Below are 20916 nucleotides of genomic sequence, written 5' to 3' on the forward strand. Positions count from 1 at the left end.
TTTTATGACAACCTCTAAGCTTGAAGTCTTAACGCCTCACAACTGCCAGATGATTTTTATCGACCAACAGCCGCAGATGGCTTTTGGCGTTCAGTCGATTGACCGCCAGGTGCTGAAAAACAATACCGTTGCGCTGGCCAAAGCCGCGAAGGTGTTTGATATCCCGACGATTATCACCACCGTTGAAACCGAAAGTTTCTCGGGTCATACCTATCCAGAATTGCTGGATGTGTTCCCAGGTAAAGATATCCTTGAGCGTAGCTCTATGAACTCATGGGATGACCAGAAAGTGCGTGACGCGCTGGCAGCTAACGGTCAGAAAAAAGTGGTGGTTTCCGGTTTATGGACTGAAGTGTGCAATAACAGCTTTGCCCTGTGCGCCATGCTGGAAGGCGGTTACGAAATTTACATGGTGGCGGATGCCTCCGGCGGCACGTCCAAAGAAGCGCATGATTTCGCAATGCAGCGCATGATCCAGGCGGGCGTTATCCCGGTGACCTGGCAACAGGTGATGCTGGAGTGGCAACGTGACTGGGCGCGCAAAGAAACCTACAACGCGGTGATGGATATCGTCCGTGAACATTCCGGTGCGTACGGAATGGGTGTGGATTACGCCTACACCATGGTGCATAAAGCCCCTTCTCGCCAGAAAAGCGAACACGAAACCCTGCCGCCGGTTGCTGCACGTTAATCATCAGAAGCTGACCGGTGTGAAACGGGTCAGCTTTTCTTTCAGGAGAAACACATGAGCGCAGAACTCTTGTCTCTGCTGGCGGGGGTGTTAATTGGCCTTCTCTATGCTCTGCTAAAAGTACGCTCTCCAGCCCCCCCTGCGGTGGCGTTGGTTGGGCTATTAGGCATGCTTGTCGGCGAACAATTGGTCACGCAAATGCTGGCCCCTCCGCCGAGCGCCGCCCATCACGCTTGCCAGACGCCAGGCCAAACCGCAGGGCTCTCTGCCGCCTGTGTTGAGGATAATCCATCATGAAAATATGGATCCTGTCTTTGGCGTTAGGCCTGGTGGCTGGGGGCATTTACGCCACGTTGGGCATTCACTCCCCTGCACCGCCTGTTATTGCTCTGCTGGGCTTGTTTGGCATGTTGGTCGGGGAGCAACTGATCCCGATTACCCGTCGGTTGATGAGCCGCGAACCCTTGACGCTTGCCTGGTTTCGTCACGAATGTGTGCCCAAAATCAGCGGAACACCCCCGTCGGGCAATGCGTCAGTGAGCCCAGACACACCCCCGCGTTCGAGATAATGTGCCAGAGGAATGACCGCATGCAGCTGCCGCAGCGTATTGCCATTGTCGATGATGAGCCCGCCGTACGTAGCGGGTTGAGCAATCTGCTGCAATCAGATGGCTATTCGACGCGCGTTTATGAATCCGCTGAGGCGTATTTAGCGGAAAAAAACGCGCTAATCGAATCTTCACTTATCATTATTGACATTAAACTGAAGGGAATGAGCGGGTTTGAGCTTTATGAAAAAATAAAGACCTTCCCGCTGCCTCCCCCGGTGATTTTCATCTCCGGACACGGAGATGAAAACATGCAACGGTTTGCCATCCATCTTGGCGCCGTTGCTTTTTTGCGTAAGCCCATCGACATTGATGTCCTGCTGAAGCATTTACAACACGCTGTCAGGCCCGAAAAAAATAACGCATCTGAACCCTGAGACAGGCGCTACTGCGAGACCCCTGAATGATTCAAAAGCATACTCCGCCGGGCCGCCCCGCCGTTTCCGAGACGCCGCTTTTCGACGCCCACGACGGGCAGGTTTTTGCGTTTAAAGAAGACGTGATGTTCACGCCGTTGGTGCGCGAAGGCAGTATTGTGTGGATGAGCGGGCGCTCCCCGTGGTCAGACGGGGCCTTTATTCTTGCCACCGCAGTGAACGATGAAACCGAAGCGAACGCCACGCAATTACTCAAAAACGAGTTTTCGCTGCGGCCCTATTTGTCCGATAGCTGGGCCATAAAACCTGCGGCCTGCACGCAGTACCGTGGGCGTTATGCGCTGGTGTATACGCCGTTTGCGTTTCAGTCTCTGGCTCAGATGATGGGCCAACCGATGGACAATACGGCCCGTTTCATCGAGCTAGCAATCCGGGTCTGTCAGCCATTGCGTCAGATGCACCAGCACAACCTTATCCACGGCGACATTAAGCCGGGTAACATTTTTATCCAGCCCGATGCGTCCTGTCGCCTGGCCGGGTTTGGCCTGGCAACGGGTTCATCAGAGGCGTCCGGCCCCGCCCGGCTGGCGTTTTCCGGTGGCACGCTGGCGTATATGTCGCCCGAGCACACCCATCGCAGCCAGCGTCCGGTCAGCAGCCGCAGCGATCTCTACAGTCTGGGGATCGTGTTTTATGAATTGCTGACTGGCGTGCTGCCCTTTGATCTCAGTGAAGGCGATCCGGCCCAGTGGGTGCATCACCACATTGCCTCGGAGCCACGCCCTCCGCATCGGGTAAATGACGCCATTCCCCTCATGCTCTCCACCCTTATTCTGCATTTACTGGAGAAATCACCGGACAACCGTTATCAGACGGTGGATGGCCTGATCGCCGATTTACGCCGCTGCCAGGCAACGTTTGCCGACGGACAACACATCCCCTGCTTTACGCCCGGTATACAGGACCGGTCGCCCGATGTGCATCTGCCGGAAGCGCTCTATACCGCCCAGCCTCAGGCGCGTGAATTGATCGCCGCGTTTGATGATGTGAATCGCTCTGGCACCCATACGTTGGCGGTTATCCGTGGGCCTTCGGGGATCGGGAAATCATCCCTGATGGCGTCGATGTTAAAAGCGTTACCGCCCAGTCGCGTGCTGTTAGCGGTGGGGAAAGTCGACCAGTTTTCCTCTACATTGCCGTATGACGTGCTGACCTCTGCGTTTCGCTCGCTGACCCTCTCCCTGCTCGGCTTACCGGCGGAACAGGTTACCGACTGGAAAACCCGGCTCTCTTTGGCGTTGAAGGGATATGAACGGCTGGCGGTCAACCTGGTGCCTGAATTAGCGCTGTTGCTGGAGCAGGAAACTTTCCCGGCGACGGACGTGATGTCAACGGATGCGCGCGTACGTTTCAATGACATGATCTCCGCCCTGGTCCACACCTTTGCCACGCCGGGCTGTCCGCTGGTGTTACTGCTGGATGATGTTCAGTGGATTGATGAAGCCAGTCTCCATGTGCTGGAATCACTGCTGAAAAACAGCCACACACTGCCGTTGCTGCTGGTGATTGCCGTGCGAGAACCCGAATCGACCGAAAACGCGGCGTTAACGGCGGCGATAACCCGGTTTCGTCAGGCGGCGCAGCGCAGCATCGATATCATTACCTCGCCGCTTTCCGTGAAAGATGTGTCCCGCTGGCTGGCCGAAACTTTCCAACAACGCGCCACCGATACCGCTGACCTGGGAAAACTTATCCATCAAAAAACAGGTGGCAATCCGCTGTTTATGAAGGCGTTTTTTAAACGCATTGTCGACGATGGCCTGGTGACGCATAACAAATATCAGGGCAAGTGGCATTATGATCTGTCGGCCATTCAACAACGCCATTACACCGAAAATGTCGTGAGTCTGGTACTGGAACAGCTCGGTAAAATGCCAGAAACAACGCGCACTTTACTCGGCAGCCTTGCCTGCCTGGGCAGTCGGGGGGAATTGAGCCTCATCGGACGCGTGCTGTGCCTGTCCGATGCCACTATCCACTACCAACTACACCCCGCCGTGACCGCGCAGCTTGTATCACTGACCCAAAACAGCTGGACGTTTACCCATGACCGCGTGCAGGAAGCCGCTTTCGCCCTGCTCGATGCCGTTCAGCGAAGCCATGTGCACATCACCACGGCCCGCCTGTTGGCGGAAACATCCCGCCAGGCGGCCGGGAATGAAATGTTATTCCGCGCCATTCATCATGTTTCCGCCGCCATTGAATCTATCCAGCCGCCTACACAGCGTGAAATGTTCAGGGAGCTGAGTATGCTGGCGGTTCAGCGCGCAAAACGGACGGGCGATTTCCTCTCTGCCTTACGTTATTTACAGACCGCGCGTGCCCTGACTGGCCACGATCCGTCGCGAGAGGCGCTTCCCGACCTTCGCCTGGAACGTGAAGAGGCCGAGTGTGAGTTTTTACTGGGAAACCTGATCACCGCCAGGCAGTTGTGTGACCGGCTGTTAGGCATGCCGGGCGAACTGACGCAGAAAATCACCGCGGCCACCCTGCTGGCGGAAGTGTATATGCGCCAGTCTGACAACCGTCTGGCACTGGAAACCACGCTATTCTGGCTCAGCGTGTCGGGCATTGCGCTCGCCCGTCATCCTGACAACGCAGACTGCGATGCCGCCTGGGAACAGCTCAACAACCGCATCGGGAATAACCCCGCCGCACTGTTTACTCAGTTGCCTGAAATGCACGATGCGCAGACGGAAGCGGTGATGAATCTGCTCGCCAGCGCCAGCGTCTTCGCCAGCTTCAACTGCCCACGCCTGCACTTTATGCTGCTTTGTCAGATGCTGCAGTTAACCCTGAAGCACGGCGTGACTGGCGCATCCACGTTGGCAATGGGTTGGTTCGGTGTGCTTATCGCCGAGCGTTACGCCGAATATCATTTAGGGTTCAACTATGCAGACCTTGCGCGGGACCTGGTCGCCCGCCGGGGATACAGCGCATTTGAAGCAAAAACCTTGCTGCCACTCGACCAGGTCAGCGTCTGGACACAGCCGTTGTCCTACACTATCGACTGCGCGAAAGCCTGTTTTACCTCCGGTGTGACGCATGGCGATCTGACGATGGCCTCGTTTGCTGCCTGTCACCAGATTATTAATTTTTTAAGCCGGGGCGATCACCTGGATAATATCCTGACCAGCATCGAGCGCGGGCTGGCCTTTGTGCGAAAAACGGATTTCAAAGATGTGGAGCGCATTTTATTGGTGCAGCGCCATTACGTTGAACACTTGCGCCAAGTTCCGTCCGGGGCCTGGGATAGCCGGACGGCACTGCCCGACGCACTGTTACCGGGTGCGCCGGAACACGCCCCGCAGCAACTCTCGACCCTGATATTTTGGTTCTGGCTGTACCGCGGTATGACCTATTTTACCGTCGGAGACTTTCCGCAGGCACAAGACGCGCTTGACCATGCGCATGCGCTGGCGTGGTCGGCCCCGGGTCACATTCATCTGGTGGATTTACATTTCTACAGCGCCCTGACGTTAACCGTTCAACTGACGCCAGAAACGTTCAGTGCCAGCCAGCGACGCGAGCTGGACGCGCATTACCACAAAATAGCGCTCTGGGCGCGTATCAACCCTGACACGTTTGCTGATAAAGAAGCACTGGTGTACGCAGAAATTGTGCGTCTGGATGGCATGAACAGCATTGCGCTGGAACAGTATGAAAAAGCGGTGCGGCTGTCGCGGGAGGCCGGGTTTAACAGCTGTAACGCACTGGCCCATGAACTGGCCGCCAACTTTGCGTTAAGGTGCGGTTATTTCACGGCGGCAGATGCGCATGTTCGCGGGGCTATTGCCGCCTGGGGGCGAATGGGTGCCCAGGCCAAAGTGCATCAACTCAAGCAAGCGCATCCTCATCTGGTGTCCCCTTCGCAATCTACCCCTTATGACACCATCGCCTTTGCTCAAGACGAAGAGATCCGCGACTTACAGAGCGTGATAAAGGCGTCGCGGGCGCTCTCCGAAGAGATCAATCTTGAACGACTGATAGAAATATTGCTCACCATGTTACTGGAACGTGCCGGAGCGCAGCGTGGCGTGTTGATTCGGATTCTGGAAAATACGATCCCTGAAATCGAGGCCAGGGCGCAGACCGCGAGCGGCGGGATAACGGTGCAAATCACCAAAGACCGCCCCACCGCGACTGACCTGCCGCTGTCGGTGCTGGCGGCCGTGATCCGAACCGGACAAGAGATCCGCACCGGGAAACCTGAAGAATTCAGCCCGTTTTCTCACGACCCCTATCTGGTGGCTTCCGGGGCGGCCGTGCTATGCGTGCCGATGTATAAGCAAGCGCGACTTGTGGGCGTGCTCTATCTCGAAAACCGGTTGATGCCGGAAGTGTTTACCGCAGAGCATTCTAAAGTGGTTAATCTGCTGGCGGCCCACGCCGCCGTCTCACTCGAAACGGCGCGACTGTACGCAGAACTGCTTGAGGAAAACATTCAACGCCGAAAAGTGGAAAAAGAGCTTATCGCCAGCCAAACCTCGCTGATGTTAGGCGAGCAAATCAGCCATACCGGAAGCTGGCGGTGGGAGCTTGAACAAGATTTGATGTTTATGTCAGATGAATACGCCAGGATCCTCGGCCTGCCGGAGAGCCTGAAAATGATATCCATGGCGGAGTTTTTTACGTTTGTTCACCCGGATGATTATGACCGGATCAGCCACGTGGTGACGGATGGCGTGCGTGAGGGACTCACGCTGCACGCGGAGTTTCGTATCATTAACGCCAAAGGCGAGACGCGTTACATTTTGGGCATCGGCAGTCCGGTGGGCGTCGGCACGGAGATTTACGAATACTACGGCACCATTACTGATATCACGACCCAAAGACACGCCGAGGATGCGGTTCGGGTGGCGCAAGCTGAACTGGCCCGCGTGTCCCGCGCCACCACCGTCGGCCAGCTCACCTCTTCCATTGCCCATGAAATCAACCAGCCTTTGATGTCGATTGTCTCTAATGCCGGGGCCAGCCTGCGCTGGCTCAAACACACCCCGGTCAGGTATGACAATATTCGCGTCGGGCTGGAAGAAATTGTGGCCGAAGGCCAGCGGGCAGGCGAAATCATTCGCAGTCTCCAGACCCTGACGCGCAAACACGAACCCGTTTTTTGTCGTCTCGACCTGCATGTGCTGGTGCGTCATATTCTGTCGCTGTCGCGCAGTGAAATTGACCAGCGTCGGGTCGCGGTGGATAACGACCTGACAGCAGAACACAGCATGATTTTCGGGGACAGTGTGCAAATCCAGCAGGTGTTGATTAACCTGGTGATTAACGCCATTGAAGCGATGGAGGACATCACAGATAGACCACGGACCCTGAAAATATCGACGCGGACCCCCAGCACGGGAACTATCGAACTGCGGGTGACCGATAACGGGACGGGGTTAGCCCCGGACGTAGGGCAACGCGTTTTTGAATCGTTTTACACCACTAAAGCGCAAGGTATGGGGATGGGGCTGACCATCAGCCATTCAATCATCGAGCGACATCGCGGTGTGCTTCAAGCCCAAAACAACGCTCCTTTCGGCAGTTGTTTTAGCTTCATTATCCCCACAGTTGAATAAGCCATGAAAGAATTTATCTGGCATTCAGCTAAGAACAATTGAGATAAAAGTCATTGAGGCGACGAGTCAGTGCAGCCTCAATGATCTCACCCTGTGAGGTCGTTAATTAATTCGCCGCAGCGTCAATCAGGCCATCCAGCCATTCCTGATGACCATTCAGCATTGGGTTGGGGCGCGTATTTGCCAGCGCTTTCGCAGGGTTCCCATTCTGAGTTTCCTGAGTCAGGATTCGAACGCGATTGTCGGGAAGATCTTCCAGTAACCAGGCATGATGCACATCGAGGCGTTCAGCAGTATTTTCCTCTCCGGACCATCCGTGCCATGCCAGGCGAGCAGGTTGGCCTTCTGCCGGCGGAACAAACTCCACAACCTGAGCTTCAACAGGGAAACCAAAGGTGCTGAAATAGAAGCGCACCCCCTCTTCCAGTTCCGGTCCTTTATTGTCGTAAAAGCGCACATCGGCGGAGTTTTTATAGTAGTCCGGCCAGAGCAAAGGCTGACTCAAGAACGGCCAGACTTCCTTGACGCTCAGACCAGAGATGATCATTTCATTAGAGACAAAGTTATCGGTAAAACCCGGAACAAAAGCGTGTGGCCAGTTAATCGCGTTCATAAATTTCTCCAGTTACGATAATTGATTGCACTGTGTGTGCCGTTACGGCAGCAACGTGATGACAGTGATTATTGGCGCAATGGAGTTATAAGACGAATTGTCATTACTTATAATATTAATAAGATAACTTATATCAGGACTCAGGATGTTGGCTGACCTCTACGCATAAAGCGCGAATCCACTGATGACCGGGGTCACGATGGGTGCGTTCATGCCAGGCCATGCTCTTGGTAAAGCCAGGTACTTTCAGGGGCAAAGGGAGAACAACCAGATCGTGGTTATTCAGGATCATGCGATGAGGCACAACGGCAATCATATCGGTCAATCGCAATATATCAGGTATCACCAGAAAACTATTCACCGACATCCCCACTCGTCGTGTCAGACTGAGCTTAGCCAGTGCTTCATCGGTTACCGCGGTGAAGTGACCTTCTGTAGACACCAGAATATGTTCCTGTTCGCAGAATTGTTCGAGCGTCATTTCTGAAGCTGCGGCCAGAGGATGATGGCTTCGTGCGACGCAAACATAATCTTCTTCATAGAGTGCTCTTCCGTGCAGGTCGTCAGGGGTTGTTTGCGGTGTTATCAAAGCCAAATCAACTTCACCTCGAGACAACTGCTGATACATTCGCTCATTGTCCACAGGTCGCACGGCGATTTTGATATTCGGTGCACGCAGTTTCAGCGCAGCCATCAACGGAACGACAACGGCCTTCAGTGCGTAGTCCGTTGCGACAATGGTATAAGTCAGTTCCGCCGTCATGGGGTCAAATTGCGTCGGTTTCAGCAGAATGGCGATATCAGTGAGGATTTGTTTGACCGGCAGAGACAGTTCATTGGCCCGCAGTGTGGGGACCATACCGTGACTGGTGCGAACAAAAAGTGGATCGCCAAAATAATCACGCAAGCGGGTAAGCATGCCACTGACGGCAGGCTGCGTCAGAGAGAGGCGCTGTGCCGCCCGAGTCACGCTGCCTTCATCCAGTAACGCATCAAGGGCCTTAAGAAGGTTAAGGTCGAGGGTCCTGATATCATTTTTCATTATGAAGTAACCTGATAGACATAATAATTTTAATTGAGGCTAAAGGCTCAGGATAAGGTTGTCTATCAGGTTTACGGTTATTTTTCTGTTGCGTGCCCATAATTTGCAAAACGTAATGGTAGCGACCAGGCTTAAAAGCATACCTTCTTAAAAACTAAGGAGACACGATGAAAAAAGCCCCGTTAATGATCCTGTTCTGTTTGCTGAGCGCGCAAAGCGTTTATGCCCAAGAAGCGGGCGGCCTGAAAGAAAACGTCGCGCCACCTCCTCCGCATAAGATTGAAGATGGCTACCGCGGAACAGATGATGCGCGCGTGATGACCGTTAAATTTGCCAAAACCATGCATGATGGCGCCACGCTTTCCTTACGGGGCAACCTCATCAAGCATAACGGTGACGATCGCTACGTTTTCCGCGATAAAACAGACAACATCGACGTCATCATCCCGAAAGCTGTTTTTGATGGGCGCGACGTTCAACCCGACCAGATGATCAACATCAACGGCAGCCTCGACAAGAAAATGTCACCGCCGGTTGTCCGAATCGACCGTCTCCAAAAATAAGCACATCGCGATGCCCTGGCGGGTTGCCCCAGTTGCTCCAACAGCCATTATGGTGACGGCTTCCTGGCTCACGGCTGTGTGGTTTTTGAGGGTTTAAGCGGCACATAATGCCGATGCGATACGTCCACCCTTGCACGATTCTGCGGTGGTGAGCATCATCTTTCATTTTCTTCCGCGGCTTCATCAGCGCGCGCGGCGGTATAACCCGATAAATGTCCGACAATGTTAGCGTATATACTGATGATGATTACCCACAACACGCTGTTTTTCCACCATATGACAGAAGGAATCGCTAATACAACCCACGCAATCGCTGCGCCAAGGTGTAATTTCTTTATTTGTTTGGGTGTTATCTTCATCGTATTTACCCTCCTCTCGGAATATGTCGACATTAAACTCGTTGATTATCCTTCAGTACTGATATCCCCTGATTACTGCGGGCTGATATTAATATATCATCCAGGGTAACGCCTGTTACTCATTGCCTGGATTAACCTAATAGACCATCTTTAATGCAGTCCCTTCACTGTAAGTACGAGCCGGATGTAAGGTCAACACGTCGTAGGTATCCATAAAATCACCGTTAAGTGCTACGGCATAAGTCTATTTATCGTTTGTTGTTACCCTTGCTGTGATTGCTCATGTCATCTGTCTCCTGGCGAAGAGACACCTCCAACCCTGAATAAGTATGACGCAAATTTTACGTTTTTCAGCGAAGCAGAAAACGAGCCGGCTTAACATCGAGGGCATGTCGTGCGTATCGATGGGGTTGTGGACAGCGTCCCGGACCTGCGTTTAAAACGCATCAAATGCGTGGCGATGGAGGGACTGATTGAAGAAGAGAAGAGTGCCGATAATAAACTGTCCACACTCGCAGAATCTGGAATTAATAAGAAAGCCAAGTAAGCTGTTAATTCCTCGCCCGGCCAGATGAGCCGGGCAATGTGGAAGTACGGATATTTATCCCTGACACGCGAATGGGACATTACCGCATCGTCTTAACCTCTGGCTCCCCCGCCTTGCCCCACTTCATCTGAAAGACTATCCTGACAGCCCGGTATTTTTTATGGAGTCATTATGTCTGAAATCACTTCCCGCGACGTCCACCCGCATTTGCTGGCGGTGCTGGAGCAGCATCAGGCCCGTTTTCGGGTGATGGAACATGAAGCGATGGGTAAATGCGAGGCGGTGTCGGAGATTCGAGGTACGGCGTTAGGACAAGGCGCAAAGGCGCTGGTCTGCAAAGTGAAAGGCAACGGTGTGAAACAGCATGTGCTGGCTATCTTAGCCGCCGATCAACAGGCCGATTTATCGCGCCTGGCGACGCATCTGGGCGGGCTAAAAGCCTCGCTGGCGAGCCCGGCGGAAGTAGACGAACTGACCGCCTGCGTGTTTGGCGCGATCCCGCCGTTCAGCTTTCATCCGGCCCTGAAACTGGTGGCCGACCCCTTGCTGTTCGAGCGTTTCGATGAAATCGCATTTAACGCCGGCCTGCTGGAAAAATCTATCGTGATGGATACTCAGGACTATCTGCGCATTGCTCAGCCGGAGCTGGTCGATTTCCGCCGCGCTGAATGAATACCCTGTCAGTGGCGTCTTTCCAGGTACAACACGGACGCCACAAGAATCCCGCCCACCGTTAAAAATGAGAGAAAGATAATCAGCGTTTCGACAAATTGTTGATCGTACATCATCACCCTCCTGTGCTCACCTTATCCGTCTTACGCCACCTTCATGACAACCGCATGACAGACAGATACCGCGCCGAACGTGACGTTAAATACTGAAACGATTCACCCGCAAAAATAGTATCGTCATGACGGAAAAACCGAACCGGCAATAGCAATATTGATTATTGTTACCGGTATCACGAAAAAGATTTTCCATAAGTACATTGCCAAATCTCGTAATTGTTAAGTTTCATCCCATGGTTAACCATCAATGCCAGAACACCTCCGAAATAAACCTTACACTGGCAAGGTGAATACCATGACCGAGACAATTAGCCGTAAAGAAAAAATCAGTTATGGGTTGGGCGATATGGCCAGTCATATTGGACTGGATAACGTCATTATCTTTCTGACCTTTTATTACACCGATGTGGTTGGGCTTCCGGCGGCATTTGTCGGCACGATGTTTTTACTGGCCCGTACTGCGGATGCCATTATCGACCCGGCGATGGGGTATATCGCTGACCGCACCAAAACGCGCTGGGGTAAATTCCGGCCGTGGATGCTGTGGCTGGCACTGCCGTTCGGGGCCAGCTGCCTGCTGACCTACGCCGTACCGGAATCGTTAGACCTGCACGGAAAGATGATCTTCGCGACCGTGAGCTATACCCTGATGATGTTAATGTACACCGCCATTAATATTCCTTACTGCTCGATGGGTGCGGTGATCACCCCGGATAACGACGCGCGTATTTCCCTGCAATCTTATCGTTTCTTTCTCGCCACCCTTGGCGGCGCATTATCCACTTTCTTTATGATGCCATTAGCCGAATTCTTAGGCGGCGCGGATAAACTCCTCGGCTATCGCTGGGCGATGGGTATTATGGCCACCGTAGCGGTGATTATGTTCTGGTTCTGTTTCGCCAATACCCGGGAACGAATTAATGCCCCGGCGACCCATAATAATTATCTCTCTGAACTGCGGGATTTAGTGCGCAACGATCAGTGGCGTGTGGTCGCGGTTCTGGTATTAACCAATATTGGCTTTGGGGTTGTTCGTCTTGGTGCCATGATGTATTTCGTCACCTATTATCTCGGCAGCGCCAGCTATTTCATGTGGATGCTCGGGGCACACATTCTGGGCAAAGCCGCCGGCAGCGCGCTGGCCAAACGCCTGACGCGCAGCTACAGCAAAGTGCAAATGTTCGGCTACTGTGCCGTGCTGGCAGGCGTGCTGAGTATCGCCCTGTTCTTCGCGCCAAAATCCGTCTTCATCCTTGTGCCGCTAACCTTCGTTATCTCCACGCTCTACCAGGCCACCACCACTCTGATGTGGGTGATGATGGCCGACGTGGCTGACTACGCCGAATGGAAACAGGGCAAGCGTATGGACGGCGTGATTTTCTCCACCTTCCTGGCGGTGCTTAAACTGGGCATGGCCATCAGCGGGGCCATTGTTGGCTGGACGCTGGGCTTTAGCGGATACGTCCCTAACGCCGCGGCGCAATCCTCTACCGCCATGTACTGCATTATCGCCCTCTTCACCGTCGTGCCGGGCCTGCTTTCGCTCGCCGCGTTTGCCACGCTGCGCTGGTACAAGCTCGACGACAGCACCATGAAATCCATCAATCTCGCCCGACACCCTATTGCGTAAAAGGACCGTTTATCCATGAGTGAACTCATTTCACATTCCAATAGCATCGAGTGGCGCTTTGAACGCCAGATCCTGCGCATCGAAACCTGGGGGCGCAACAGCCTGCGCGTCAGAGCCACCTGCGCACCCAATTTCACTGACGACCTTCAGGCGCTGCTTCCCGCCGAACCGTGTGCCGCAGAAATCACCTCTGGCGCCGAAAGCCTGACGCTGCGTAACGGCAACATTACCGCCACGCTTAATCTGAAAGGCCAGCTGGCATTCTATAACCAGCGCGGCGAACTGCTGCTCGAAGAGATGTGGCGCCAGCGCTCGACCGTTGGGATTGGCTCCAGCGAAAAAGGCCAGGATAAATACGTCAGCGCCCTGAAGCTCGACGGTCGTGAATTTAAGCCGCTGGCGGGCGGAAAATATCAGCTGACCGTGCGCTTCGAGTCGCGACCTGAAGAGCGGCTGTACGGTATGGGTCAGTATCAGCAGCCATGGCTGGATCTCAAAGGCTGTACGCTGGAACTCGCGCAGCGCAACTCTCAGGCCAGCGTGCCGTTTATGCAGTCGAGCCTCGGCTACGGCCTGCTGTGGAATAATCCGGCGATTGGTGAGGTGAGTTTTGCCAAAAATCAGACTGAATGGCGGGCCCGCGTCACCGGCGAAATGGACTACTGGATAACCGCCGCCGACAGCATCGTCGATATCACACGACAGTATGCGAAAGCCACGGGTACGCCCCCGCCTGCGCCTGCGTTCATCAGCGGCCTGTGGCAGTGTAAATTGCGCTATCGCACCCAGCAGGAAGTTCTCGACGTGGCGCGCGAGTATCGGCGTCGCAACTTGCCGCTGTCCGTGATGGTGATTGATTTCTTCCACTGGCCGAATCAGGGCACATGGTGTTTTGACCCGATTGACTGGCCGGACCCGAAAGCGATGGTCGACGAACTCAGCGCGTTGGGCATTGAGTTGATGGTGTCGGTCTGGCCGACGGTGGAAGCGCGTAGCCCGCTGTATCCGAAAATGAAGGCCAAAGGCTGGCTGGTCAGCAGCGAGCGCGGCGTGCAGGTCAATCTCGATTTTATGGGCAACACCACCTTCTTCGATGCCACAGATCCGCAGGCGCGGGAGTTCGTCTGGGAAACGGTGAAGGAAAATTATTACGATGTGGGCATCAAACTCTTCTGGCTGGACGAAGCCGAGCCGGAATACCGCGCCTACGATTTTGACAACTATCGCTATCACGCAGGCCCGGTGTTGGAAGTCGGCAACCGCTATCCGCGCGATTTTGCCCAGGGTTTTTACGACGGTCTGAAAGCCAACGGCGAGCAGGATATTGTCAACCTGGTGCGCTGTTCCTGGGCCGGAAGCCAGCGCTATGGCGTGCTGGCCTGGTCGGGCGATGTACACTCCTCATTCCATGCCTTCCGTAACCAGATTGCCGCCGGGCTGAACATGGGGCTGGCGGGCATTCCGTGGTGGACGACCGACATCGGCGGTTTCCAGGGCGGTAACGTGAACGATCCCGCTTTCCACGAGCTGCTGATCCGCTGGTTCCAGTGGGCGGTCTTCTGCCCGGTGCTGCGCATGCACGGTTATCGCGAGCCGCAGATTCAGCCGCCGGAACGCTATCGCGACGGCATTCCGCAATGCAACAGCGGTTCACCCAACGAGCTGTGGAGCTACGGCGAAGCCAATTTCGACATCATGCAGCACTGGCTGTCGGTGCGTGAAAAACTGCGTCCGTATATTGATGCGCTCTATGACAACGCCCATCAGCACGGCGACCCGCTGATGCGTCCACTGTTCTGGCACTATCCGCAGGAAAAGCAGAGCTGGGAAATCGAGGATCAGTACCTGTTCGGCGAGGATTTGCTGGTGGCCCCGGTGATTCACGCCGGGCAACGTCAGCGCGACGTCTGGCTCCCGGCGGGCGCTAATTGGGTGGCGCTCAACGGCGAACGTTATCGTGGGGGCGAACGCATCACTGTGGACGCGCCGCTCGAGACAATCCCGGTATTCATCCGGGAAGGGAGTCAACTGGTCAGCGTCTTAACACGCTGACCTTCGGGCAGACGCCCAAAAATAGGTGATTGTTATATAGGAGCCTGTTTATGCACGCTATTTAGCGTACAGTGAGCAGGCTTACTTTTTTTGGCAAGGACTCCCAAATGTTTGACCCTACCCTGTTAATTCTTCTGGGGCTGGCGGCGCTCGGTTTAGTCAGTCACAACACCACCGTCGCCGTTTCTATTCTGGTGCTAATCATCGTGCGCGTTACGCCGCTGAATACCTTTTTCCCCTGGATTGAAAAACAGGGCCTGACGATCGGTATTATTGTGCTGACCATCGGCGTGATGGCACCTATCGCCAGCGGAACGCTGCCTGCGTCAACGCTGCTGCACTCGTTCGTGAACTGGAAATCGCTGGTGGCGATTGCGGTCGGGGTGTTTGTCTCGTGGCTCGGTGGACGAGGCGTGCAGCTGATGGGAACGCAACCGCAGCTGGTCGCGGGCCTGTTAGTGGGGACCGTGCTCGGCGTAGCGCTGTTCCGCGGCGTGCCGGTCGGGCCGCTTATCGCCGCCGGACTGGTCTCGATACTTATTGGGAAGGGGTAGCCAGCCCGCTGAGATACCGCCCCGGCGTCTGGCCTAATCCTTTGCGGAACATGGTAATGAACGCAGTGGTGGAGTCGTAGCCCAACGCATGGGCCGCCTGCTGCACGTTTTGGCCACGGATCAACAGCTGTAGCGCCAGGATAAGCTGCAGCTGATGCCGCCAGCGCCGAAAACTCAGCCCGGTCTCTTTCACCACCAGCCGGGCCAGATTGCGTTCACTCATCGCGAAATAGCTCGCCCACTGCCCCAGGGTTTGCCACCCCGCCGGTTCCGCCTCCATCTTTTCCACCATCATGCGAATTTTCGGATGGGCAGAAACCGGCAGCTGGAGCTGTTCCTGCGGCTGCTGCGGCAGCTCGTCAAACAGCACCTGGATCAGCCGGAGCGTCGCCGGGTCTCGTTGCGGAGAGTCATGGCGAACCGCCAGATTGAGAATAAGCTCCCGTACCAGCGGCGAGATTTTCAACGTACAGCAATGCGCCGGTAACGCCGCCGCGCCGGGTTCGATAAACAGAAAACAGAGCCGGGCTCCCGGCGTCGCGCGGTTGCTGTGTGGCACCTGGCCGGGGATCCACACCGCATACTGCGGCGGCACCATCCACAGCGCATTTTCCACTTCACAGGTGATTGCCCCATGCAGAGCCAGGATCAGCTGGCCTTTGCGATGCTGATGCTCCGGAATGTACTGCTCGTCTTCCACAACCTGAACGCGAAAGGCCGCCGCAGCGTCGTGCTGGCTGTCGGGTTCATATCCCTCAAGCCCCAGTCCTGTCATCATTGCATTTGTCCGATATTAGCGATTATTTGTCATTTTAGCTTGATTTCATCATGGCGAAAAACCGCTATCGTAATCGCACCAAAATATGACTGAAAACACCATGAGTACTGTGTCCATGACGACCCCTCGCCAGAACCTGCTTTTGATTGTGGGCATCCTGTTGATCGCCACCTGTTTGCGCGTGACGTTTACCGGTGCCGCCCCGCTGCTTGACAGCATTCGTGCCGACTATGGGCTGTCCACCGCCCAGACCGGGATGCTGACCACCCTGCCGCTGCTGGCATTTGGTCTGATATCTCCCCTGGCCGCCGGCGTTGCGCGCCGTTTTGGCATGGAGCGCAGCTTGATCGCCGCCCTGTTGCTCATTTGCGCCGGGGTAGCCGTGCGTTCATTACCCTCTTCCGGCCTGCTGTTCGTCGGAACCGCCATCATTGGCTGCGGCATTGCGCTGGGGAACGTGTTGCTGCCGGGTCTTATCAAGCGCGATTTTTCCGGCCACGTGGCGAAAATGACCGGCGCATACTCTCTGACGATGGGGATTGCCGCGGCGGTAGGTTCCGCGGTGGTGGTACCGATTGCCATGAACGGCGCGGGATGGCACGGTGCGCTGCTGGCGCTGATGGCGTTCCCGCTGCTGGCGCTAATAGTCTGGTTACCGCAGCTGCGAAATCACACGCCGGGCACGATGACCGGGGCGCGCAGCCTGCACAGCAAAGGCATCTGGCGTTCCGCACTGGCATGGCAGGTGACGCTGTTCCTCGGGCTTAACTCGCTGGTGTATTACGTGATCGTCGGCTGGCTGCCCGCCATTCTTATCAGCCACGGCTACAGCGAAGCGCAGGCCGGTTCTCTGCACGGCTTATTGCAGCTGGCGACCGCCGTGCCGGGGCTGCTGATCCCGCTGATGCTGTTTAAACTCAAAGACCAGCGCGGGATTGCCATCGGCGTGGCGCTGATGTGCTCTGTGAGCGCCGTCGGCTTTTGGCTGTTCCCGCAGCAGGCGATGCTGTGGACGCTAATTTTCGGCTTCGGCTGTGGCGCGACGATGATCCTCGGGCTGACGTTTATTGGCCTGCGTGCCGGGTCTGCCCATCAGGCGGCGGCGTTGTCCGGGATGGCACAATCGGTCGGGTATCTGCTGGCGGCTTGTGGGCCGCCGGCGATGGGCCGAATCCATGACGTCAGCGGCGACTGGCATATTCCGCTGATTACAGTGGCCGTTCTTTCGATGGTGATGGCGGTGTTTGGTGGTTTAGCGGGACGTGACCGGGAAATTCACGGGTAGATGTCAATTGCCCGGTGGCACGACGCTTGCGTTGGAGTTTCGTGCAACGACGTGCCGCCGGGCGAGGTTTAATTTGCAGCCGCGCGAAGAAACGCATGGACTAGCGGTGCCGGGCGCCCTGCCAGCGCGTTGCGCTCATGCTGGAACAGCGTGCCGACAAAGAACGGGTGCGTAACAAGTTCCACCGCGCGGATTTCACCCTCTTCATCCCAGCCGGTGACGCGCAGCGCGCCTTCGTCGAGTTCCGCCGCGAACGCCGGCGAAATGCCGTAGTTGCAGTGATATCCCTCTTCAATGCTGAGGCGGCCATAGGCTTTGGCGATCAGAGTGTTGGCGCGCAGTTCGATGGTGTCTGATTTTTCGACCAGCGAGCAGCTCAGCGGCGCGATCACCATGCGGCCTTCGGTATCCGTTTCGGCGTGTGCCGCATCACTCCAGCCCAGTACGTTGCGAGCATACTCGAGGATAGCATGTTGGAATCCGCCGCAAGTGCCGAGGAAAGGAATGCTGTTTTCACGCGCGTAACGGATGGCGATCAACGCCCCTTCGGCATTGTTGTACGGACTTGCCGGCACCAGCCAGATTGCGTCGTAGCCCGCCAGGGAGTCCGCGCTTTTAATGTCGGCGGTAGCCACCCAATCATAATCGGCGGTGAGTTCCTGAACGGCGGCGGCATCATCAATCGCCAGCGGGATCGCCTGATGCGCGATCACCTCGGGATTAAAATCGCCGACTAGTGCAATTCGTAGGGTTTTTTTATTCGAATCGAGTTCCATGAAGGGTTCCTTATGCTGTGCAGTTTTCGGACTACATAAGGAACACCAGCCTACCGGGGTTTTGCACGCAGAACAATCCCCAGAATGTGCAGTTGGCAATCGTTTCATCTGTTCGCGGTTCGTATTACTCTTTTAGCGGGAAAATACGGAGCTGCAATGAAAACGAAAATTCTGGTGAGTGCCTGTCTGATGGGACATCCGGTGCGCTATAACGCCAGCGCCAAAACCCAGTTGGGTGAGTTGTTGCATACGTTGAGGGCAGAAAACAGGCTGGTTATACACTGCCCGGAACTCGCAGCCGGATTACCGACCCCGCGCCCGTCGGCCGAAATTGTCGCGGGCCAGGGTGAACAGGTGATGGCAGGCCAGGCTCGCATTATCGAAAGCTCCGGGGCCGATGTCACCGCCCATTACCAGCTTGCGGCCTGGCTGGCACTCGAAGCGGCTCAACGCGCGGGCTGTTCTGCAGCGCTGTTAACGGACGGAAGCCCTACCTGCGGGAGTACCGAAATTTATGACGGGAGCTTCAGCGGCAAAAAAATCGCTGGCAACGGCGTTGCCGCCGCACTGTTACGCCAGCATGGCATTACGGTGTTTTCACATGAGCAAATCCCGGCGTTGCTGGCCTGGATTAAGGAACAGGATGAAAAGGCGTAATCCTGTTAACCGTCTTACTCCGTGACTTTTTCCAGCTCATCAGCAGGTATCGTATCAGGCGTTAGTGGCATCAGATGTTCAGGGCGAACAAATGAAAAACCCGACTGACCATCCGCCGACTGGACATCCCCCGTCACCAGCCACAGCGCTCGCTGGGCCTCACGCGGCAGTTCAGTGACTACGCCGTTGACAGGGTTCAGGACGCGTTCGCCCGGCTGACACAGGGCAAACAGCGATACAGATTTGCCGATATTCGCCCGGCCTGCGGGCGTACGGGCCGCGATGATCATCGCCAGGGTGCCCGGTTTAAGCTGAAACATGCTGCTCTCACATACTCTGAAATTAAGATTAATCTTAACTTAATTGTATCCTGGAGAGCAGCGTGTTGTCACGACTGCTTATGATCCCGGCGATACAGGGTCCATTCGTCAATCACTTCTCCGCCAGGCAGTTTACAGTCTGAACGCACGCCCTGCGGGCTTTGCACGGGCACCGACGTGCCGCCTTTTTGCTGGCAGTACACCGCAGCAGGATTCGCCATGCCGATATTTGGCGGAGGTGGTGCATCGTTTTGTTCAGCGGTGGTGCAGCCTGCCAGTAGAATCGGCAGCAGTAATCCGGCATATTTCATTGATATAGCATCCTTTATGGGTGGCTGATTTGCCTTAATCTTCACTATTTCTTCATTTTAACTGCACTTTTGCAAATTAAATTAGGAGCGTTCTCGTTATGACCCGAGAACACATCATTCCATAATCAATACGTTTTTTGCCCCGTCTCCCCCGACGGGGCTTTTTTTTGCCCAAGAAGTCTCGCATTCTCGCCTTTTCGATGTATAAAACTTGATGTATTCATGGTTTACTATTTTTAGATAGTCGATATTTTCAGCATAGCGTGCAGTTTTTGCCGTTACTTGCACGGGAGCTTTCAGGTCATGTCAGATATTATTCTTGCCCGCGTCTCACAAACCCTCGCCACCGAACAATCACTCGAGAGCCTCGTGCGCCAGCTGCTGGAAATGCTGGAGATGGTGACGCACATGGAGTCGACCTATCTGACCAAGATCGATACGGCGACCCGTTTGCAGCATATCGTTTACGCCCGCAACAGCAGCGAGATGCAGATCCCGGAAGGCTTTGCTGTTCCGTGGGATGAAACGCTGTGCAAACGTGCGGTGGACGAACAGCACTATTTCAGCAATGACGTGGAAACCCGCTGGCCCGACTGCCATGCCGCGCAGGCCCTGGGGATCAGCACCTTTTTCACCACGCCCGTGCATCTGACCGATGGTTCGCTGTATGGCACGCTCTGCGCTTCTAGCCGCGACCAGCACAGTTACAGCATTAACAGCGAACACGTGCTGCACCTCTTCGCCAGCCTGATTGCCCGGTATATTGAAAAAGAGTCACTGGTGACGCAGCTGCGTCAGGCCAACGAAGCGTTGATTACGTATTCCTACACCGATGCGCTGACAGGCCTCGCCAATCGACGCGCCGTGTATGAACATCTCGACATTTTGTTTGAGCGCGCGCGGGTGAACCAGTCACATGTCCTGGTGGCGTTTATCGATCTGGACGATTTCAAAGAAATTAATGACGTTCATGGCCATCAGGCCGGTGATGAATTTTTGATTCAGGTCGGCCAGCGGCTGGCCTCGGTGATGAGCGATGAAGATATCGTTGGGCGTCTGGGCGGGGATGAGTTTCTCGTCGCCTGTGAAATCACGTCCAGCGGGCAGAAAGCGCCGTTTATTGACCTGCTGCGCCGTCAAATCCGCGGCCACTATCTGCTGAGTGGCCACACGATTAATTATCCTGGAGCCAGCATTGGCACCATCGACGTTAACCCGTATGAGCTGGACGCAGAAAGCGCCATTCAGGCGGCAGACGCTGCGATGTATCTGGATAAAAAAGCCCGCCAGAACGTGGTTGTCGCCTCCTGATACGCCCGCGATAGCGCGGCGTTC

21 protein-coding genes and 1 pseudogene are annotated in these 20916 nt (G+C 55.2%); 14 read left to right on the forward strand and 8 right to left on the reverse strand.

Features of this window, described 5'->3' with window-relative positions:
• Positions 1-4: 4 nt before the first annotated feature.
• Genes A8O29_RS13835 through A8O29_RS13855 form a run of 5 tightly spaced genes read left to right on the forward strand, consistent with a single transcriptional unit; the run spans position 5 to position 7306 of the window.
• Complete coding sequence (locus tag A8O29_RS13835; protein WP_133460006.1) at positions 5-691, forward strand: hydrolase; 687 nt, start codon at positions 5-7, stop codon at positions 689-691.
• A 54-nt stretch (positions 692-745) separates the two neighbouring features.
• Complete coding sequence (locus A8O29_RS13840; protein ID WP_125354850.1) at positions 746-988, forward strand: DUF1427 family protein; 243 nt, start codon at positions 746-748, stop codon at positions 986-988.
• Positions 985-1260 carry a XapX domain-containing protein gene (locus tag A8O29_RS13845; protein WP_125354851.1) on the forward strand — a complete coding sequence of 92 codons (276 nt, stop codon included), beginning with the start codon at positions 985-987 and terminating at the stop codon, positions 1258-1260. Before A8O29_RS13840 ends, A8O29_RS13845 begins: the two co-directional genes overlap by 4 nt.
• A gap of 20 nt (positions 1261-1280) precedes the next feature.
• Positions 1281-1676, forward strand: coding sequence for a response regulator transcription factor (locus A8O29_RS13850; protein WP_125354852.1), 396 nt, complete (start codon positions 1281-1283; stop codon positions 1674-1676).
• A 26-nt stretch (positions 1677-1702) separates the two neighbouring features.
• Positions 1703-7306: a trifunctional serine/threonine-protein kinase/ATP-binding protein/sensor histidine kinase gene (locus A8O29_RS13855; RefSeq protein ID WP_174081346.1), complete on the forward strand. Its 5604-nt coding sequence runs from the start codon at positions 1703-1705 to the stop codon at positions 7304-7306.
• Positions 7307-7412: 106 nt separating this feature from the next.
• Here A8O29_RS13855 and A8O29_RS13860 read toward each other — a convergent pair whose 3' ends face one another.
• Together A8O29_RS13860 and A8O29_RS13865 are read right to left on the reverse strand one after the other, a co-directional pair.
• Positions 7413-7919, reverse strand: a complete 507-nt coding sequence (locus tag A8O29_RS13860; protein WP_125354853.1) for an SRPBCC family protein — start codon at positions 7917-7919, stop codon at positions 7413-7415.
• A gap of 133 nt (positions 7920-8052) precedes the next feature.
• The gene (locus tag A8O29_RS13865) at positions 8053-8961 is read right to left on the reverse strand and encodes a LysR family transcriptional regulator (protein WP_174081347.1); all 909 of its coding nucleotides are present in this window, start codon (positions 8959-8961) and stop codon (positions 8053-8055) included.
• A gap of 185 nt (positions 8962-9146) precedes the next feature.
• On the opposite strand from A8O29_RS13865, the gene A8O29_RS13870 reads away from it, so the two are divergent.
• On the forward strand, positions 9147-9524 hold the full coding sequence (locus A8O29_RS13870; RefSeq protein ID WP_246316678.1) for a YdeI family stress tolerance OB fold protein: 378 nt from the start codon (positions 9147-9149) through the stop codon (positions 9522-9524).
• 155 nt (positions 9525-9679) lie between these two features.
• Here A8O29_RS13870 and A8O29_RS13875 read toward each other — a convergent pair whose 3' ends face one another.
• Complete coding sequence (locus tag A8O29_RS13875; RefSeq protein ID WP_125354855.1) at positions 9680-9883, reverse strand: hypothetical protein; 204 nt, start codon at positions 9881-9883, stop codon at positions 9680-9682.
• A 382-nt stretch (positions 9884-10265) separates the two neighbouring features.
• Between A8O29_RS13875 and A8O29_RS22790 the strand changes: the two are divergent.
• A pseudogene (locus A8O29_RS22790) lies at positions 10266-10364 on the forward strand (hypothetical protein); the annotation flags it as partial.
• Positions 10365-10601: 237 nt separating this feature from the next.
• Positions 10602-11102: a YbaK/prolyl-tRNA synthetase associated domain-containing protein gene (locus tag A8O29_RS13885; RefSeq protein ID WP_125354856.1), complete on the forward strand. Its 501-nt coding sequence runs from the start codon at positions 10602-10604 to the stop codon at positions 11100-11102.
• 8 nt (positions 11103-11110) lie between these two features.
• On the opposite strand, the gene yoaI is transcribed toward A8O29_RS13885, so the two are convergent.
• Positions 11111-11218: a small membrane protein YoaI gene (gene yoaI, locus A8O29_RS22975; RefSeq protein ID WP_420853903.1), complete on the reverse strand. Its 108-nt coding sequence runs from the start codon at positions 11216-11218 to the stop codon at positions 11111-11113.
• 295 nt (positions 11219-11513) lie between these two features.
• Here yoaI and A8O29_RS13890 point away from each other — a divergent pair, with 295 nt between their 5' ends.
• From A8O29_RS13890 to A8O29_RS13900, 3 genes are all read left to right on the forward strand, one after another.
• Positions 11514-12848 (forward strand): glycoside-pentoside-hexuronide (GPH):cation symporter, encoded by a 1335-nt coding sequence (locus A8O29_RS13890; protein ID WP_125354857.1) that lies wholly within the window; start codon positions 11514-11516, stop codon positions 12846-12848.
• Between the two features lie 15 nt (positions 12849-12863).
• A complete protein-coding gene (locus A8O29_RS13895; protein WP_125354858.1) occupies positions 12864-14900 on the forward strand; it encodes a glycoside hydrolase family 31 protein in 2037 nt (678 codons plus the stop codon).
• 107 nt (positions 14901-15007) lie between these two features.
• Positions 15008-15454, forward strand: coding sequence for a DUF441 domain-containing protein (locus A8O29_RS13900; RefSeq protein ID WP_125354859.1), 447 nt, complete (start codon positions 15008-15010; stop codon positions 15452-15454).
• Here A8O29_RS13900 and A8O29_RS13905 read toward each other — a convergent pair.
• Positions 15438-16232: an AraC family transcriptional regulator gene (locus A8O29_RS13905; RefSeq protein ID WP_168713875.1), complete on the reverse strand. Its 795-nt coding sequence runs from the start codon at positions 16230-16232 to the stop codon at positions 15438-15440. The genes A8O29_RS13900 and A8O29_RS13905 overlap by 17 nt on opposite strands.
• Before the next feature lie 115 nt (positions 16233-16347).
• Between A8O29_RS13905 and A8O29_RS13910 the strand changes: the two genes are divergently transcribed.
• Positions 16348-17517 (forward strand): CynX/NimT family MFS transporter, encoded by a 1170-nt coding sequence (locus tag A8O29_RS13910; protein ID WP_420854027.1) that lies wholly within the window; start codon positions 16348-16350, stop codon positions 17515-17517.
• A gap of 68 nt (positions 17518-17585) precedes the next feature.
• On the opposite strand, the gene A8O29_RS13915 is transcribed toward A8O29_RS13910, so the two are convergent.
• Complete coding sequence (locus A8O29_RS13915) at positions 17586-18293, reverse strand: CTP synthase C-terminal region-related (seleno)protein (RefSeq protein ID WP_125354861.1); 708 nt, start codon at positions 18291-18293, stop codon at positions 17586-17588.
• Positions 18294-18449: 156 nt separating this feature from the next.
• On the opposite strand from A8O29_RS13915, the gene A8O29_RS13920 reads away from it, so the two are divergent.
• Positions 18450-18950 (forward strand): 2-thiouracil desulfurase family protein, encoded by a 501-nt coding sequence (locus A8O29_RS13920; protein ID WP_125354862.1) that lies wholly within the window; start codon positions 18450-18452, stop codon positions 18948-18950.
• 14 nt (positions 18951-18964) lie between these two features.
• Here A8O29_RS13920 and A8O29_RS13925 read toward each other — a convergent pair whose 3' ends face one another.
• Together A8O29_RS13925 and A8O29_RS13930 are read right to left on the reverse strand one after the other, a co-directional pair.
• A complete protein-coding gene (locus tag A8O29_RS13925; protein ID WP_110509712.1) occupies positions 18965-19270 on the reverse strand; it encodes a hypothetical protein in 306 nt (101 codons plus the stop codon).
• Between the two features lie 68 nt (positions 19271-19338).
• Entirely contained in the window at positions 19339-19581 is a 243-nt protein-coding gene (locus tag A8O29_RS13930; protein ID WP_110509713.1) for a putative hemolysin, read from the reverse strand.
• 303 nt (positions 19582-19884) lie between these two features.
• Here A8O29_RS13930 and A8O29_RS13935 point away from each other — a divergent pair, with 303 nt between their 5' ends.
• A complete protein-coding gene (locus A8O29_RS13935; RefSeq protein ID WP_125354863.1) occupies positions 19885-20892 on the forward strand; it encodes a sensor domain-containing diguanylate cyclase in 1008 nt (335 codons plus the stop codon).
• Positions 20893-20916: the final 24 nt, after the last annotated feature.

Origin of the sequence: Scandinavium goeteborgense, assembly GCF_003935895.2 — a bacterium.
In the GTDB taxonomy this organism is placed as follows: Bacteria; Pseudomonadota; Gammaproteobacteria; order Enterobacterales; family Enterobacteriaceae; genus Scandinavium; species Scandinavium goeteborgense.